The sequence below is a fragment of the Escherichia sp. WS1265 genome (genome assembly GCF_046487585.1).
Classification (GTDB): domain Bacteria; phylum Pseudomonadota; class Gammaproteobacteria; order Enterobacterales; family Enterobacteriaceae; genus Escherichia; species Escherichia coli.
Genome location: NZ_JBJQJE010000003.1, coordinates 150,935 through 168,265 on the forward strand (window position 1 = coordinate 150,935; position 17,331 = coordinate 168,265).

The 17,331-nt window shown below is 49.2% G+C and carries 17 protein-coding genes; 16 read left to right on the forward strand and 1 reads right to left on the reverse strand.

Features of this window, described 5'->3' with window-relative positions; translation table 11 throughout:
• Positions 1–22 precede the first annotated feature (22 nt).
• The 7 genes from hflK to rlmB all read left to right on the forward strand — a co-directional run bounded on the left by hflK (position 23) and on the right by rlmB (position 7,992).
• Entirely contained in the window at positions 23–1,282 is a 1,260-nt protein-coding gene (gene hflK, locus ACJHX3_RS04620; protein WP_000312488.1) for an FtsH protease activity modulator HflK, read from the forward strand.
• Positions 1,283–1,284: 2 nt separating this feature from the next.
• Positions 1,285–2,289, forward strand: a complete 1,005-nt coding sequence (gene hflC, locus ACJHX3_RS04625) for a protease modulator HflC (RefSeq protein WP_128882056.1) — start codon at positions 1,285–1,287, stop codon at positions 2,287–2,289.
• An 81-nt stretch (positions 2,290–2,370) separates the two neighbouring features.
• Complete coding sequence (locus tag ACJHX3_RS04630) at positions 2,371–2,568, forward strand: DUF2065 domain-containing protein (RefSeq protein WP_094308591.1); 198 nt, start codon at positions 2,371–2,373, stop codon at positions 2,566–2,568.
• A gap of 103 nt (positions 2,569–2,671) precedes the next feature.
• Positions 2,672–3,970 (forward strand): adenylosuccinate synthase, encoded by a 1,299-nt coding sequence (gene purA, locus ACJHX3_RS04635; protein ID WP_000527955.1) that lies wholly within the window; start codon positions 2,672–2,674, stop codon positions 3,968–3,970.
• Positions 3,971–4,174: 204 nt separating this feature from the next.
• Entirely contained in the window at positions 4,175–4,600 is a 426-nt protein-coding gene (gene nsrR / locus ACJHX3_RS04640) for a nitric oxide-sensing transcriptional repressor NsrR (RefSeq protein WP_001177639.1), read from the forward strand.
• Positions 4,601–4,638: 38 nt separating this feature from the next.
• Complete coding sequence (gene rnr, locus ACJHX3_RS04645; protein ID WP_000076316.1) at positions 4,639–7,080, forward strand: ribonuclease R; 2,442 nt, start codon at positions 4,639–4,641, stop codon at positions 7,078–7,080.
• Positions 7,081–7,260: 180 nt separating this feature from the next.
• Entirely contained in the window at positions 7,261–7,992 is a 732-nt protein-coding gene (gene rlmB / locus ACJHX3_RS04650; protein WP_001293287.1) for a 23S rRNA (guanosine(2251)-2'-O)-methyltransferase RlmB, read from the forward strand.
• 76 nt (positions 7,993–8,068) lie between these two features.
• On the opposite strand, the gene ACJHX3_RS04655 is transcribed toward rlmB, so the two are convergent.
• On the reverse strand, positions 8,069–8,848 hold the full coding sequence (locus tag ACJHX3_RS04655) for an IclR family transcriptional regulator (RefSeq protein ID WP_000400401.1): 780 nt from the start codon (positions 8,846–8,848) through the stop codon (positions 8,069–8,071).
• Between the two features lie 328 nt (positions 8,849–9,176).
• Between ACJHX3_RS04655 and ACJHX3_RS04660 the strand changes: the two genes are divergently transcribed.
• The 9 genes from ACJHX3_RS04660 (at position 9,177) to ACJHX3_RS04700 (ending at position 17,299) form a co-directional block, all read left to right on the forward strand.
• Entirely contained in the window at positions 9,177–10,070 is an 894-nt protein-coding gene (locus ACJHX3_RS04660; protein ID WP_000842399.1) for a dihydrodipicolinate synthase family protein, read from the forward strand.
• A gap of 50 nt (positions 10,071–10,120) precedes the next feature.
• Positions 10,121–11,422: an MFS transporter gene (locus ACJHX3_RS04665; protein ID WP_001284217.1), complete on the forward strand. Its 1,302-nt coding sequence runs from the start codon at positions 10,121–10,123 to the stop codon at positions 11,420–11,422.
• Between the two features lie 33 nt (positions 11,423–11,455).
• Complete coding sequence (locus tag ACJHX3_RS04670) at positions 11,456–13,051, forward strand: UxaA family hydrolase (RefSeq protein ID WP_094308602.1); 1,596 nt, start codon at positions 11,456–11,458, stop codon at positions 13,049–13,051.
• A gap of 190 nt (positions 13,052–13,241) precedes the next feature.
• Complete coding sequence (locus ACJHX3_RS04675; protein ID WP_000220146.1) at positions 13,242–13,643, forward strand: YjfI family protein; 402 nt, start codon at positions 13,242–13,244, stop codon at positions 13,641–13,643.
• An 18-nt stretch (positions 13,644–13,661) separates the two neighbouring features.
• Positions 13,662–14,360 carry a PspA/IM30 family protein gene (locus ACJHX3_RS04680; protein WP_000511961.1) on the forward strand — a complete coding sequence of 233 codons (699 nt, stop codon included), beginning with the start codon at positions 13,662–13,664 and terminating at the stop codon, positions 14,358–14,360.
• Positions 14,361–14,409: 49 nt separating this feature from the next.
• On the forward strand, positions 14,410–15,069 hold the full coding sequence (locus ACJHX3_RS04685) for a YjfK family protein (RefSeq protein ID WP_000012565.1): 660 nt from the start codon (positions 14,410–14,412) through the stop codon (positions 15,067–15,069).
• A 17-nt stretch (positions 15,070–15,086) separates the two neighbouring features.
• Positions 15,087–15,485: a DUF350 domain-containing protein gene (locus tag ACJHX3_RS04690; RefSeq protein WP_000547746.1), complete on the forward strand. Its 399-nt coding sequence runs from the start codon at positions 15,087–15,089 to the stop codon at positions 15,483–15,485.
• Between the two features lie 9 nt (positions 15,486–15,494).
• Positions 15,495–16,133, forward strand: a complete 639-nt coding sequence (locus tag ACJHX3_RS04695; protein ID WP_000101676.1) for a DUF1190 domain-containing protein — start codon at positions 15,495–15,497, stop codon at positions 16,131–16,133.
• Between the two features lie 2 nt (positions 16,134–16,135).
• Entirely contained in the window at positions 16,136–17,299 is a 1,164-nt protein-coding gene (locus tag ACJHX3_RS04700) for a glutathionylspermidine synthase family protein (protein ID WP_000943966.1), read from the forward strand.
• The last annotated feature ends 32 nt before the right edge of the window (positions 17,300–17,331 follow it).

Below are 17,331 nucleotides of genomic sequence, written 5' to 3' on the forward strand. Positions count from 1 at the left end.
ATAACAAATATGGAGCACAAACATGGCGTGGAATCAGCCCGGTAATAACGGACAAGACCGCGACCCGTGGGGAAGCAGCAAACCTGGCGGCAACTCTGAGGGAAATGGAAACAAAGGCGGTCGCGATCAAGGGCCACCTGATTTAGATGATATCTTCCGCAAGCTGAGCAAAAAGCTCGGTGGTCTGGGCGGCGGTAAAGGCACCGGATCTGGCGGTGGCAGTTCATCGCAAGGCCCGCGCCCGCAGCTTGGCGGTCGTGTCGTTACCATCGCAGCGGCAGCGATTGTCATTATCTGGGCGGCCAGTGGTTTCTATACCATTAAAGAAGCCGAACGTGGCGTGGTAACACGCTTTGGTAAATTCAGCCATCTGGTTGAGCCGGGTCTGAACTGGAAACCGACGTTTATCGACGAAGTCAAACCGGTGAACGTGGAAGCCGTGCGTGAACTGGCCGCTTCTGGTGTGATGCTGACGTCGGACGAGAACGTAGTGCGCGTTGAGATGAACGTGCAGTACCGCGTCACCAATCCGGAAAAATATCTGTATAGCGTGACCAGCCCGGATGACAGCCTGCGTCAGGCTACCGACAGCGCCCTGCGTGGGGTTATCGGTAAATACACCATGGACCGCATTCTGACGGAAGGTCGCACCGTGATTCGTAGCGATACTCAGCGCGAACTGGAAGAGACGATTCGTCCGTATGACATGGGTATCACGCTGCTGGACGTCAACTTCCAGGCAGCTCGTCCGCCGGAAGAAGTAAAAGCGGCGTTTGACGATGCGATTGCCGCGCGTGAAAACGAACAGCAATACATTCGTGAAGCAGAAGCGTATACCAACGAAGTTCAGCCGCGTGCGAACGGTCAGGCGCAACGTATCCTCGAAGAGGCGCGTGCATACAAGGCCCAGACCATCCTGGAAGCTCAGGGTGAAGTGGCGCGCTTTGCTAAACTTCTGCCGGAATATAAAGCCGCGCCGGAAATTACTCGCGAGCGTCTGTATATCGAGACGATGGAAAAAGTGTTGGGCAACACCCGCAAAGTGCTGGTTAACGATAAAGGTGGCAACCTGATGGTTCTGCCGTTAGACCAGATGCTGAAAGGTGGTAACGCCCCTGCGGCGAAGAGCGATAACGGTGCCAGCAATCTGCTGCGTCTGCCGCCAGCCTCTTCCTCCACAACCAGTGGAGCAAGCAACACGTCGTCCACCAGTCAGGGCGATATTATGGACCAACGCCGCGCCAACGCGCAGCGTAACGACTACCAGCGTCAGGGGGAATAACGATGCGTAAGTCAGTTATCGCGATTATCATCATCGTGCTGGTAGTGCTTTACATGTCTGTCTTTGTCGTCAAAGAAGGTGAGCGCGGTATTACGCTGCGTTTTGGTAAGGTACTGCGTGACGATGACAACAAACCTCTGGTTTATGAGCCGAGTCTGCATTTCAAGATACCGTTCATTGAAACGGTGAAAATGCTCGACGCACGTATTCAGACAATGGACAACCAGGCCGACCGCTTTGTGACCAAAGAGAAGAAAGACCTGATCGTCGACTCTTACATCAAATGGCGCATCAGCGATTTCAGCCGTTACTACCTGGCAACGGGCGGTGGCGACATTTCGCAAGCGGAAGTGCTGTTGAAACGTAAGTTCTCTGACCGTCTGCGTTCTGAAATTGGTCGCCTGGACGTGAAAGATATCGTCACCGATTCCCGTGGTCGTCTGACCCTCGAAGTACGTGACGCGCTGAACTCCGGTTCTGCGGGTACAGAAGATGAAGTTACTACCCCGGCAGCAGATAACGCCATTGCCGAAGCGGCAGAGCGCGTAACGGCTGAGACGAAGGGCAAAGTTCCGGTCATCAACCCGAACAGTATGGCGGCGCTGGGTATTGAAGTTGTCGATGTGCGTATCAAGCAGATCAACCTGCCGACCGAAGTGTCTGAAGCGATCTACAACCGTATGCGCGCCGAGCGTGAAGCGGTAGCGCGTCGTCACCGTTCACAAGGTCAGGAAGAAGCGGAAAAACTGCGCGCGACTGCCGACTATGAAGTGACCAGAACGCTGGCAGAAGCTGAGCGTCAGGGCCGCATCATGCGTGGTGAAGGCGATGCAGAAGCAGCCAAACTGTTTGCTGATGCATTCAGTAAAGATCCGGACTTCTACGCATTTATCCGTAGCCTGCGTGCTTATGAGAACAGCTTCTCTGGCAATCAGGACGTGATGGTCATGAGCCCGGATAGCGATTTCTTCCGCTACATGAAGACGCCGACTTCCGCAACGCGTTAATATAACGACTGCGGTACAGGTCAATAAAGCCACCGCATCCTCAGGGATGTCGGTGGTTTTCTTTTTCTATAAGGATAATCAATGAATTCGACAATCTGGCTGGCGCTTGCCCTGGTTTTGGTGCTGGAAGGTTTAGGGCCGATGCTTTACCCGAAGGCATGGAAGAAGATGATCTCTACGATGACCAATTTGCCCGATAATATTTTACGTCGTTTTGGCGGTGGACTTGTGGTTGCGGGCGTTGTGGTCTACTACATGTTGAGGAAAACGATTGGCTGAACAAAAAACAGACTGATCGAGGTCATTTTTGAGTGCAAAAAGTGCTGTAACTCTGAAAAAGCGATGGTAGAATCCATTTTTAAGCAAACGGTGATTTTGAAAAATGGGTAACAACGTCGTCGTACTGGGCACCCAATGGGGTGACGAAGGTAAAGGTAAGATCGTCGATCTTCTGACTGAACGGGCTAAATATGTTGTACGCTACCAGGGCGGTCACAACGCAGGCCATACTCTCGTAATCAACGGTGAAAAAACCGTTCTCCATCTTATTCCATCAGGTATTCTCCGCGAGAATGTAACCAGCATCATCGGTAACGGTGTTGTGCTGTCTCCGGCCGCGCTGATGAAAGAGATGAAAGAACTGGAAGACCGTGGCATCCCCGTTCGTGAGCGTCTGCTGCTGTCTGAAGCATGTCCGCTGATCCTTGATTATCACGTTGCGCTGGATAACGCGCGTGAGAAAGCGCGTGGCGCGAAAGCGATCGGCACCACCGGTCGTGGTATCGGGCCTGCTTATGAAGATAAAGTGGCACGTCGCGGTCTGCGTGTTGGCGACCTTTTCGACAAAGAAACCTTCGCTGAAAAACTGAAAGAAGTGATGGAATATCACAACTTCCAGTTGGTTAACTACTACAAAGCTGAAGCGGTTGATTACCAGAAAGTTCTGGATGATACGATGGCTGTTGCCGACATCCTGACTTCTATGGTGGTTGACGTTTCTGACCTGCTCGACCAGGCGCGTCAGCGTGGCGATTTCGTCATGTTCGAAGGTGCTCAGGGTACGCTGCTGGATATCGACCACGGTACTTATCCGTACGTAACTTCTTCCAACACCACTGCTGGTGGCGTGGCGACCGGTTCCGGCCTGGGCCCGCGTTATGTTGATTACGTTCTGGGTATCCTCAAAGCTTACTCCACTCGTGTGGGTGCAGGTCCGTTCCCGACTGAACTGTTTGATGAAACTGGCGAGTTCCTCTGCAAGCAGGGTAACGAATTCGGCGCAACTACGGGTCGTCGTCGTCGTACCGGCTGGCTGGACACCGTTGCCGTTCGTCGTGCGGTACAGCTGAACTCCCTGTCTGGCTTCTGCCTGACCAAGCTGGACGTTCTGGATGGCCTGAAAGAGGTGAAACTCTGCGTGGCTTACCGTATGCCGGATGGTCGTGAAGTGACTACCACTCCGCTGGCAGCTGACGACTGGAAAGGTGTAGAGCCGATTTACGAAACCATGCCGGGCTGGTCTGAATCCACCTTCGGCGTGAAAGATCGTAGCGGCCTGCCGCAGGCGGCGCTGAACTACATCAAGCGTATTGAAGAGCTGACCGGTGTGCCGATCGATATCATCTCTACCGGTCCGGATCGTACTGAAACCATGATTCTGCGCGACCCGTTCGACGCGTAATTCTGGTACGCCTGGCAGATATTTTGCCTGCCGGGCTAACAGTGTGATACATTGCTGTGTCGGTTAAGCCATTACGCTTTCCGACACAGTGTTAAATCCTCGCTTTTTTCCTTCCCCGAACTGAAATAAATTAGCGACACAGCTTGTGGCTGGTTTATCATCAATATAAATGTATTTTTTCCCGATTTCCCTTTTGAGGTTGATGTGCAGTTAACGAGTTTCACTGATTACGGATTACGTGCGCTGATCTACATGGCGTCATTGCCAGAAGGGCGGATGACCAGTATTTCTGAAGTGACTGACGTCTACGGCGTCTCCCGTAATCATATGGTCAAAATAATCAATCAACTTAGTCGTGCCGGCTACGTGACTGCTGTTCGTGGAAAAAATGGCGGCATTCGTCTGGGTAAACCGGCGAGTGCGATACGTATTGGTGATGTGGTGCGCGAGCTGGAGCCCTTATCGCTGGTGAATTGCAGCAGTGAGTTTTGCCACATTACACCTGCCTGTCGGTTGAAACAGGCACTTTCTAAGGCCGTGCAAAGTTTTCTTACGGAACTGGATAACTACACGCTTGCCGATTTGGTTGAAGAGAATCAACCGCTTTATAAATTATTGCTGGTGGAGTGACGAAAATCTTCATCAGAGATGACAACGGAGGAACCGAGATGTCACAAGATCCTTTCCAGGAACGCGAAGCTGAAAAATACGCGAATCCCATCCCTAGTCGGGAATTTATCCTCGAACATTTAACCAAACGTGAAAAACCGGCCAGCCGTGATGAGCTGGCGGTAGAACTGCACATTGAAGGCGAAGAGCAGCTTGAAGGCCTGCGTCGCCGCCTGCGCGCGATGGAGCGCGATGGTCAACTGGTCTTCACTCGTCGTCAGTGCTATGCGCTGCCGGAACGCCTCGACCTGGTGAAAGGTACCGTTATTGGCCACCGTGATGGCTACGGCTTTCTGCGGGTTGAAGGGCGTAAAGATGATTTGTATCTCTCCAGCGAGCAGATGAAAACCTGCATTCATGGCGATCAGGTGCTGGCGCAGCCGCTGGGTGCTGACCGTAAAGGTCGTCGTGAAGCGCGTATTGTCCGCGTACTGGTGCCAAAAACCAGCCAGATTGTTGGTCGCTACTTTACCGAAGCGGGCGTCGGCTTTGTGGTTCCTGACGACAGTCGTTTGAGCTTCGATATCTTAATCCCGCCCGATCAGATCATGGGCGCGCGGATGGGCTTTGTGGTGGTGGTTGAACTGACCCAACGCCCGACTCGCCGTACCAAAGCGGTGGGTAAAATCGTCGAAGTACTTGGCGACAATATGGGCACCGGCATGGCGGTTGATATCGCTCTGCGTACCCATGAAATTCCGTATATCTGGCCGCAGGCCGTTGAGCAACAGGTTGCCGGGCTGAAAGAAGAAGTGCCGGAAGAAGCAAAAGCGGGCCGTGTCGATCTGCGCGATTTACCGCTGGTCACCATTGATGGCGAAGACGCCCGTGACTTTGACGATGCAGTTTACTGCGAGAAAAAACGCGGCGGCGGCTGGCGTTTATGGGTCGCGATTGCCGACGTCAGCTACTATGTGCGTCCGCCAACACCGCTGGACAGAGAAGCGCGTAACCGTGGTACGTCGGTGTACTTCCCTTCGCAGGTTATCCCGATGCTGCCGGAAGTGCTCTCTAACGGTCTGTGTTCGCTCAACCCGCAGGTAGACCGCCTGTGTATGGTGTGCGAGATGACGGTTTCGTCGAAAGGCCGCCTGACTGGCTACAAATTCTATGAAGCGGTAATGAGCTCTCACGCACGTCTGACCTACACCAAAGTCTGGCATATTCTGCAGGGCGATCAGGATCTGCGCGAGCAGTACGCCCCGCTGGTTAAGCATCTCGAAGAGTTGCATAACCTCTATAAAGTGCTGGATAAAGCCCGTGAAGAACGCGGTGGGATCTCATTTGAGAGCGAAGAAGCGAAGTTCATTTTCAACGCTGAACGCCGTATTGAACGTATCGAACAGACCCAGCGTAACGACGCACACAAATTAATTGAAGAGTGTATGATTCTGGCGAATATCTCGGCGGCGCGTTTCGTTGAGAAAGCCAAGGAACCAGCACTGTTCCGTATTCACGACAAGCCGAGCACCGAAGCAATTACCTCTTTCCGTTCAGTGCTGGCGGAGCTGGGGCTGGAATTGCCGGGCGGTAACAAGCCGGAACCGCGTGACTACGCGGAGCTGCTGGAGTCGGTTGCCGATCGTCCTGACGCAGAAATGCTGCAAACCATGCTGCTGCGCTCGATGAAACAGGCGATTTACGATCCGGAAAACCGTGGTCACTTCGGTCTGGCATTGCAGTCCTATGCGCACTTTACTTCGCCGATTCGTCGTTATCCTGACCTGACGCTGCACCGCGCCATTAAGTATCTGCTGGCGAAAGAGCAGGGGCATCAGGGCAACACTACTGAAACCGGCGGTTACCATTATTCGATGGAAGAGATGCTGCAACTGGGTCAGCACTGTTCGATGGCGGAACGTCGTGCCGACGAAGCAACACGCGATGTAGCTGACTGGCTGAAGTGTGACTTCATGCTCGACCAGGTAGGTAACGTCTTTAAAGGCGTAATTTCCAGCGTCACTGGCTTTGGCTTCTTCGTCCGTCTGGACGACTTGTTCATTGATGGTCTGGTCCATGTCTCTTCGCTGGACAATGACTACTATCGCTTTGACCAGGTAGGGCAACGCCTGATGGGTGAATCCAGTGGCCAGACTTATCGCCTGGGCGATCGCGTAGAAGTTCGCGTCGAAGCGGTTAATATGGACGAGCGCAAAATCGACTTTAGCCTGATCTCCAGCGAACGCGCACCGCGCAACGTCGGTAAAACGGCGCGCGAGAAAGCGAAAAAAGGCGATGCAGGTAAAAAAGGCGGCAAGCGTCGTCAGGTCGGTAAAAAGGTAAACTTTGAGCCAGACAGCGCCTTCCGCGGTGAGAAAAAAACGAAGCCGAAAGCGGCGAAGAAAGACGCGAGAAAAGCGAAAAAGCCATCGGCGAAAACGCAGAAAATAGCCGCAGCGACCAAAGCGAAGCGTGCGGCGAAGAAAAAAGTGGCAGAGTGATCATTACCCTCTTCAAACAGAAGAGGGTTAGATTGCTGACAAAATGCGCTTTGTTCATGCCGGATGCGGCGTGAACGCCTTATCCGGCCTACATAATCACGCAAATTCAATATATTGCAGGGAGCATGTAGGCCGGATAAACGTAGTGCATCAGGCAAAACGTAAACAACGAGTATATTAATGAGCGAAATGATTTACGGCATCCACGCAGTGCAGGCCCTGCTGGAGCGCGCCCCTGAACGTTTTCAGGAAGTCTTTATTTTAAAAGGCCGTGAAGATAAACGTCTGTTGCCGCTGATTCACGCCCTTGAGTCCCAGGGCGTGGTTATCCAGTTGGCGAACCGTCAGTATCTCGACGAGAAAAGCGAAGGTGCCGTGCATCAGGGCATTATTGCCCGCGTGAAGCCAGGACGTCAGTATCAGGAAAACGATCTGCCGGATCTGATCGCTTCGCTCGATCAACCGTTCCTGCTGATCCTCGACGGTGTAACCGATCCGCACAACCTCGGCGCGTGCCTGCGTAGCGCGGACGCCGCAGGAGTTCATGCGGTGATTGTGCCGAAAGATCGCTCCGCACAGCTCAACGCCACGGCGAAAAAAGTAGCCTGCGGCGCGGCAGAAAGCGTTCCGCTGATTCGGGTGACTAATCTGGCGCGCACCATGCGTATGTTGCAGGAAGAGAATATCTGGATCGTCGGTACGGCAGGCGAGGCGGATCATACACTCTATCAGAGCAAAATGACCGGACGCCTGGCGCTGGTGATGGGCGCGGAAGGTGAAGGTATGCGTCGCCTGACCCGTGAACATTGCGATGAGTTGATCAGCATCCCAATGGCAGGAAGTGTTTCTTCCCTGAACGTTTCGGTTGCGACCGGAATTTGCTTATTTGAAGCGGTGCGCCAGCGCAGCTAGTTCATCGCTATCCATTCAATGGATATTTTGTTAGCCCGATAATTTTTACGTATCGGGCTTCGAATGGAAAATACCCTTAATGGTGGGAATCAATACCGATATTGATATCCTGTAAGGTGTTGAGTTCCTGTTCAATACGCGAACGTGCATTCAGCAGGATACGCGTGACATCGGCAATTTTTTCTTTTGTCGCACGAAATACGGGTATTGAAATGCTGATGGCGGCAAGCGTTTTATTTCGCTGTTTTAAGGCAACAGCATAACATACCGTCTCCTCATTGATTTCCCTGTTATCAAATGCATAGCCATTTACTCTGGCATCCTCAAGTTGTTGGCGCAATTGTTCCAGGGTCGTAACGCTATACGATGTCATGGGAACAAAACCGTCAGGGTAGAGTTGCCGAATTTGTTGATCACTGTATTCACAGATAATGGCTTTTCCCAGCGCAGAATAGATAGCAGGCAGACGAGTCCCAATATGTGAAACCAGTTGTACGGTTTGTGCCGCCTGCACCTTATTGATATATAAAACATCTGCACCGTCCAGGATCCCCATCTGACAAACTTCATTGCACTCTTTGACAATGTTGTTCATCTCTTTGTAAACCATTTTTAACCAGTACGATCTGTCGAGGAAAGCACGGGACAGAATCGAGCAGGAGATCCCCAGATTATAAAGCTGGGTATTAGCGTCATAACTGATGTACCGCTGTTCAACCAGCGTTTTGAGGATGGGAAAAATCGTTCCTTTCAGGATGCCTGTTTTTTCCGAAAGGTGAGTTAATGAAACACCCTGATTCTCCGCTGCCAGTGCTTCCAGTATCTCTAACACCCGGATGGTAGGCTTATGTTCCATAATGACTATTTCCCTTACCATGAGTAATGCACCATTCTAGGGAGAATTATAATTCAAGTAAATTAACCCCCTCGCGTTCCTTGACTGCTGTTGACCCCATCAGTCCTTTTTTAGCGTGATACTGGTCATAAAACGGATAAAAAAAGAACTGTGATTGTTTTTTATGCAGACCCCCTGCATAATTACTCCAAATATATCAATATCTTATGTGTATTACTTCTGTGATTGGCTAAATTTGACTCATTTCTGAGGTTGGGTATACTCATTTTAGTTTGTATTTAAAAACGTTGTTTGTATATATGAACAATAAAACTATGATGAGGTAGGCATGAAAAGTCGTTACATAACCCCCGTTGTCACCATATTTGATGAACAAGGGCGAATCGATCCTGAGCAAAACACTCAGGTTTATGATTTTATTAAAAATCACGTGTCCGGGTTTGTTGTGATGGGCAGTACTGGTGAGTTTTTTTCGCTTAATATGGAAAACGCCCGCCAAATGATTAAAACCTGTAGTGAGTTTTCCCGAGGCGATATGAAGGCTTATGCCGGAGCCAGTCGCATGGACGTCAATGAATCAATATCACTGGCCAATTACGCCTGGGAGCAAGGATTGGATGGTGTGATGATCATCAGTCCTTATTATTTCCCTCTGGATGATGAAGCTATTTTTGATTTCTACAGTACGATTGCAAGCCAAACCCCGGCTCATATTTTTATTTATAACTTCCCGGAGAGAACCGGGTACAGCGTATCACCAGAGATTTGTTTACGACTGGCAGATAAGTATCCCAATATTATTGGTATGAAAGATACCGTCCCTGATGCTTTCCATACTGCGCAGGTTATCAATACCGTAAAGAAAAATATCCCTCATTTTGAAGTGTATGCAGGATATGACAATAATTTTGCCCACAACATACTATCTGGTGGAGATGGCTGTATTGGTGGTTTATCCAATATTGTCCCTGAATTTTTTGCCTCCTGGATGCAAGCATTCATGAATGACGATTTACTTGCAGTCGCGCAGCATCAGCAGATAGTCGATCAACTAATGGCCGTTTACAGCGTGAATTCTCCTTTTATTCCCACTTTCAAAAAAGCCCTTCAGTTAAAGGGGGTTATTCAATCAGAACGGTGTTCTTCACCATTTAATATACTTGATGATATTCAATCCCGGAGATTGCAGGAAATTTTATCTGTCACCGATTATTATAAATAATATAAAACCTATAAATAGAATATCTTACCAACAGAACTAAGGATTTATTTATGGCTAATATAACCCAATACGATAATCCGCTGTTGAATTCCGCAATTCAAAAATCGTGGAAACGTTTAGTACCCTTAATGTTCATAATGTATTTTGTTGCCTTTATTGATCGGGTAAATGTTGGCTTTGCCAAAGATGCAATGAAACTGGATATTGGATTATCAGAGTCGGCATTCGCTCTCGGTGCAGGAATATTTTTCGCTGCCTATGCACTTTTCGGCATTCCAGCTAACCTGATCCTCAATAAAATCGGCGCACAAAAGTGGTTAAGTATTACAACTGCAATTTGGGGCCTTCTCTCGGCAATGACGGGATTTGTCACCAGTGAAACGCAATTTATTATTTTGCGCTTTCTGTTAGGGCTGGGCGAGGCGGGGTTCTATCCCGGCATTTTACTGCTCGCATCCATTTATTTTCCTAACAAGGTTCGCGGATCGGTCGTGGGAATATTTGTGTTGGGGGTGCCGCTGGCGTTAACGCTCGGTTCGCCAATATCGGGAGCTTTACTTGAACTACATGGCTGGATGGGACGTCCAGGATGGTTCTGGATGTTTGTCATTGAGGGATTGCCGGCATTAGTGCTTGGTATCTTTGCCTGGTTCTACCTTGATGATAATCCGACGAAAGCGCGATTTCTTACCCAGGAAGAAAAAGACGCTTTGAATAAGCAACTGGAATCTGAACGACAGAAAACAGAAACCAGTTCAGTGATTTCAGCATTGAAAAATGCCAAAGTTTGGCATCTGGCATTAATCTACGGCACCATCCAGATATCAGTATATGGTTTAATGTTTTTCCTTCCGTCACAGGTTGCATCGCTGATGGGAGAAAGCCTTGGCTTTAAGCAGTCATTAGTCGCGGCAATACCATGGGCGTGCTCTGCTTTTGGCGTCTATTACATTCCGCGAATTGCTGACCGCAATCCTTCCCGGCGTGTGGCCATTTCGGTTATGTGTATGTTGGCTGCTGCTGTCGGCCTTGCCCTTTCCGCATTTGCGGGGCCTGTTGTGGCGATTGGTGCACTTTGTTTAAGTGCGGTTGGTTTCCTCTCAGTACAGCCAATATTCTGGACTTTCCCTCCACAACTTCTTACTGGTCCGGCACTGGCTGCGGGGATCGGTTTTTGCACCACGATGGGCGCTTTCTGCTCGTTCCTTGCTCCTCTTATCCGTGTTGAGGTTGATCGGGCAATGGATAGCAGCATCGCCGGATTGATGGCGTTGTCTGTAATTACTATCGGCTGCGCATTATTGATTGGATTGCTGCAAAAGAGCCAACAGGCAGCAAAAGCATACAGTTAATAAGATTGAACATCTGACTGGAAGAATATGATTATGCAAAAAATATTACGTATCGACAGTAACGATAATCTCATTGTCGCGTTGAAAGACCTGCACGCTGGAGAATCGTACTCGTGGGATGACGACAACATAACGTTAGTAACTGATGTTAAGGCTAAACATAAGTTTGCGACGCAAGATATTCCTCTGGATGGCATTGTTTCGATGTACGGTATGCCAGTTGGCAAGGCCACGCGTCCCATCGTTAAGGGAGAAGCGATTACCGTTGATAATATTCGCCACTATGCAGCTCCTGTCACACTGGAGGATGTTGAACCCTACCACTGGCAGGCACCGGATGTCTCTGAATGGAGCACCCGCACTTTTAAAGGTTATGTCCGTGACGATGGCAGAGTGGGTACTGCCAGTTACTGGTTAGTCTTTCCATTGGTATTTTGCGAGAACCGTAATGTCAGTAAGTTAACCAATGCTTTGAATGATGCTTTGGGTTATACCAATAACTCACTGAAAAAGTTTGCTCTTAATCTGACGTCCGGTAGCGATGAACTGATCGAAACCGCGAGAATGTTCCCGCATATTGAAGGTGTTCGCTGTATTACGGTCACCAGTGGTTGTGGTGGTGCAACTTCAGACTGTGAAACTATGTGCGATGTATTAGCTGCTTATGCTGACCATCCGAATGTAATCGGTATGACGGTATTCAGTTTAGGATGTGAAAAAGCGCAGCAGAAAATGTTTAAGGATGCGCTGGCGAGACGTAATCCTGAATTTGATAAACCTGCGCTCTACTTTCTCCAACAGGAGTGGGACAGCGAAGAGCGGATGATGCAGACCGCTTTACAGCAGACTTTCGAGGCAATGAAAGCGGTGAAGCCGACAGAAAGAGTAGAGGTCCCTCTTTCCTGTCTCAAAGTGGGGATGAAGTGTGGTGGTTCCGATGGTTTTTCTGGTATCTCCGGCAACCCTGCAATGGGGCTGGTTTCTGACTGGTTGACAACGCTTGGTGGCGCTTCCGGGTTAGCAGAATTTCCAGAATTATGTGGGGCAGAAGGTGATATGGTTAAGCGTTGTATTAATCTTGAGGATAAAAAAAAGTTCCTCAATCTAATGCAAGGCTACGAAAAGACAGCGAACTTTTTCGATACCACCATTGCGGATAACCCAAGTTTTGGCAACATTGCGGATGGGTTGATTACTGACGCAATAAAATCTACCGGAGCAGCGAAAAAAGGCGGGCGAGCGCCAATTGTGAGTGTATGCGATTACGCTGAACCGATGCCCGATAGTGGATTATCGTTGGTGTGTACTCCGGGCAATGACGTGGACGCGGTAACCGGATTGGTAGCAGCAGGATGTAATGTGGTTATCTTCTCGACGGGTCTTGGTACGCCCACCGGTAACCCGATTGTTCCGGTGTTAAAAATATCCACCAACAGCACGATTGCCAGACGATTGTCTGACATGATTGATTTCGACTGTGGCCCAGTGATTGACGGCACTCCGCTGGAAGATGTGAGTAGAGAATTATTTGAAAAAGTTATTGAAACTGCCAGTAAGGACTACGTCGTGAAGGCAGACAAACTTGAACAGTTTGACTTTATGTTGTGGAAGCGGTCGTTAGACTTGTAGTGACTAATCATTAGCGTCAGCGTATGTAGACTGGCGCATTTTTTATCGTATGCATAGCGTTAAATTTTTGGTTCTTCTAAATAGCCATCCAGATTTGGATGGTTTTTTTTTGTGTTTAGCTGGTAAGATAATTACGTACTGCAAATATTCATTTTATTAATATTTAAACTTAATTTATATGGAATAATATATGACATGGAATCCGTTGGTGCTGGCGACGGCGCTGCAAACTGTACCTGAACAAAATATTGATGTAACAAATGGCGAGAACGCATTAATTATTAAAATGAATGATTATGGCGATTTGCAAATCAATATTCTATTTACTTCCCGCCAAATGATTATCGAAACCTTTATTTGTCCGGTAAGTAGTATCAGCAATCCAGATGAATTTAATACCTTCTTATTAAGAAATCAGAAGATGATGCCGTTGTCATCGGTAGGGATCTCCAGCGTACAACAGGAAGAGTATTACATTGTTTTCGGGGCGTTATCGCTTAAATCTTCTCTTGAAGATATCCTGCTTGAGATAACCTCGCTGGTAGATAACGCATTGGATCTGGCTGAAATTACAGAAGAATATTCACACTAATTACAAGGACGGGTATTTATGGGAATTTTAAAAAGTTTATTTACGCTGGGGAAATCGTTTATCTCCCAAGCGGAAGAATCCATTGAAGAAACCCAGGGCGTGCGCATGCTGGAACAGCATATTCGTGACGCTAAAGCTGAACTCGATAAAGCCGGAAAATCTCGCGTTGATCTGCTGGCGCGGGTGAAATTAAGTCACGATAAGCTGAAAGATTTACGTGAGCGCAAAGCCAGTCTGGAAGCTCGTGCGCTGGAAGCGTTAAGCAAGAATGTTAATCCCTCGTTGATTAACGAAGTTGCTGAAGAAATCGCGCGTCTTGAGAATCTCATTACCGCTGAAGAGCAAGTGTTGTCGAATCTGGAAGTCTCTCGTGATGGCGTGGAAAAAGCAGTTACAGCGACAGTGCAGCGTATCGCTCAGTTTGAGCAGCAAATGGAAGTCGTTAAAGCTACTGAAGCCATGCAGCGTGCACAACAGGCTGTAACGACCTCTACCGTTGGCGCATCTTCCAGCGTTTCGACAGCGGCAGAATCCTTAAAACGCCTGCAAACGCGTCAGGCCGAACGTCAGGCTCGCCTGGATGCTGCCGCACAGTTGGAAAAAGTCGCAGACGGTCGCGATCTTGATGAAAAGCTGGCGGAAGCCGGAATTGGCGGTAGCAATAAAAGTAGCGCCCAGGATGTATTAGCAAGACTGCAACGCCAACAGGGCGAGTAATTTTTTGCCGGCCTCACTGCAAGGCTGGCAACTATTTTAAGGATAAAATATGTCTGGTTTTTTCCAGCGTCTGTTTGGCAAGGATAATAAGCCTGCTATCGCTCGCGGTCCGCTGGGTCTGCATCTCAATAGTGGTTTTACGCTCGACACGTTAGCGTTTCGTTTGCTGGAAGATGAATTGCTGATTGCGCTGCCGGGTGAGGAATTTACGGTAGCCGCCGTCAGCCGCATCGATCTGGGCGGCGGTAGCCAGATTTTCCGCTACTACACTTCGGGCGATGAATTTCTGCAAATCAATACCACCGGCGGTGAAGATATTGATGACATTGATGATATTAAGCTCTTTGTCTATGAAGAGAGCTACGGTATCAGTAAAGAGAGCCACTGGCGCGAGGCGATCAACGCCAAAGCGATGGGGGCTATGACCTTAAACTGGCAGGAAAAACGCTGGCAGCGATTTTTTAACAGTGAAGAGCCGGGAAATATCGAACCCGTCTACATGCTGGAAAAAGTAGAAAATCAAAACCATGCCAAATGGGAGGTCCATAATTTTACCATGGGCTACCAACGGCAAGTAACCGAAGATACTTACGAATATTTGCTGCTAAATGGTGAGGAATCTTTTAACGATCTCGGTGAGCCAGAGTGGTTATTTTCGCGCGCGTTGGGTGTCGATATCCCGCTGACATCACTTCATATTATTGGTTAATTACAAGGACGTTTACAATGCATATACTGGATTCACTTCTTGCCTTTAGTGCCTATTTTTTTATTGGCGCGGCTATGGTGATTGTTTTTCTGTTTATCTACTCCAAAATTACACCGCACAACGAATGGCAATTAATCAAAAACAATAATACCGCGGCGTCACTGGCATTCAGCGGTACATTGTTGGGTTACGTGATCCCGTTATCCAGTGCGGCAATCAATGCGGTGAGTATTCCAGACTATTTCGCCTGGGGCGGGATCGCACTGGTGATTCAGTTACTCGTTTTTGCTGGCGTCAGGCTTTATATGCCCGCATTAAGCGAAAAAATTATTAATCACAATACCGCAGCAGGAATGTTTATGGGAACCGCCGCACTGGCTGGTGGTATTTTTAACGCAGCTTGTATGACATGGTAATGGACGATCATGGCCAGAAAACGCAAATCAAGAAATAACAGTAAAATTGGTCACGGAGCGATCAGTCGCATTGGCAGACCGAATAATCCTTTTGAACCGCGTCGCAATCGCTACGCACAAAAATACTTAACGTTGGCGCTAATGGGCGGTGCCGCTTTTTTCGTATTGAAAGGTTGTGGCGATAGTGGCGATGTCGATAACGACGGCGACGGAACGTTTTACTCGACTGTGCAGGATTGTATTGATGACGGTAATAATTCAGATATCTGTGCTCATGGCTGGAACAACGCTAAAGCGGCGTTTTATGCCGATGTTCCGAAGAATATGACTCAGCAGAATTGTCAGTCTAAGTATGAAAATTGTTACTACGACAACGTTGAACAGAGTTGGATCCCGGTCGTTTCTGGATTTTTGTTAAGCCGGGTTATTCGTAAAGATCGCGATGAGCAGTTTGTTTATAACAGCGGCGGTTCCTCTTTTGCTTCGCGCCCCGTCTGGCGCAACACTTCTGGTGATTACTCCTGGCGCTCCGGTTCTGGCAAAAAAGAGTCTTACTCTTCGGGCGGCTTTACCACCAAAAAAGCGTCAACCGTTTCTCGCGGCGGCTATGGTCGTTCTTCCAGCGCCCGTGGGCATTGGGGAGGCTAATCATGCTAAGACACAACGTTCCTGTGCGGCGGGATCTGGACCAGATCGCCGCTGACAACGGTTTCGACTTTCATATCATCGACAATGAAATCTATTGGGACGAGAGTCGGGCTTACCGTTTTACTCTGCGCCAGATTGAAGAGCAGATCGAAAAACCGACTGCGGAACTGCATCAGATGTGCCTTGAGGTGGTGGATCGCGCGGTTAAAGACGAAGAGATCCTGACGCAACTGGCGATCCCGCCGTTGTACTGGGATGTGATCGCCGAAAGCTGGCGCGCACGCGATCCTTCGCTGTATGGCCGGATGGATTTTGCCTGGTGTGGCAATGCGCCGGTGAAGCTGCTGGAGTACAACGCCGATACGCCAACCTCGTTGTATGAATCGGCTTATTTCCAGTGGCTGTGGCTGGAAGATGCCCGGCGCAGCGGCATTATTCCGCGTGATGCCGATCAGTACAATGCTATTCAGGAACGCCTGATTTCGCGCTTTAGTGAGCTTTACAGTCGGGAACCGTTTTATTTTTGCTGCTGTCAGGACACCGATGAAGACAGGACTACCGTGCTGTATTTGCAGGACTGCGCCCAGCAGGCAGGGCAGGAGTCGCGGTTTATCTACATTGAAGATCTCGGTTTGGGCGTCGGCGGTGTGCTGACCGATCTTGATGATAATGTCATCCAGCGTGCATTTAAGCTGTATCCGCTGGAGTGGATGATGCGTGACGATAACGGTCCGCTGCTGCGCAAGCGCCGCGAGCAATGGGTGGAGCCGTTATGGAAAAGTATCTTGAGCAACAAAGGGTTAATGCCGCTGCTTTGGCGCTTCTTTCCTGGTCATCCTAACCTTCTTGCATCCTGGTTTGAGGGCGAAAAACCGCAGATTGCCGCTGGCGAAAGCTATGTGCGTAAACCGATCTACTCACGCGAAGGCGGAAACGTCACCATTTTCGACGGTCAGAATAACGTCGTTGACCACGCTGATGGTGATTACGCCGATGAACCGATGATCTACCAGGCGTTTCAACCTCTGCCGCGATTTGGCGATAGCTACACACTCATCGGTAGCTGGATTGTCGATGATGAAGCGTGCGGAATGGGGATCCGTGAAGATAACACGCTGATCACCAAAGACACCTCACGTTTCGTTCCGCATTACATTGCTGGATAAGAATGTTTTAGCAATCTCTTTCTGTCAGGAAT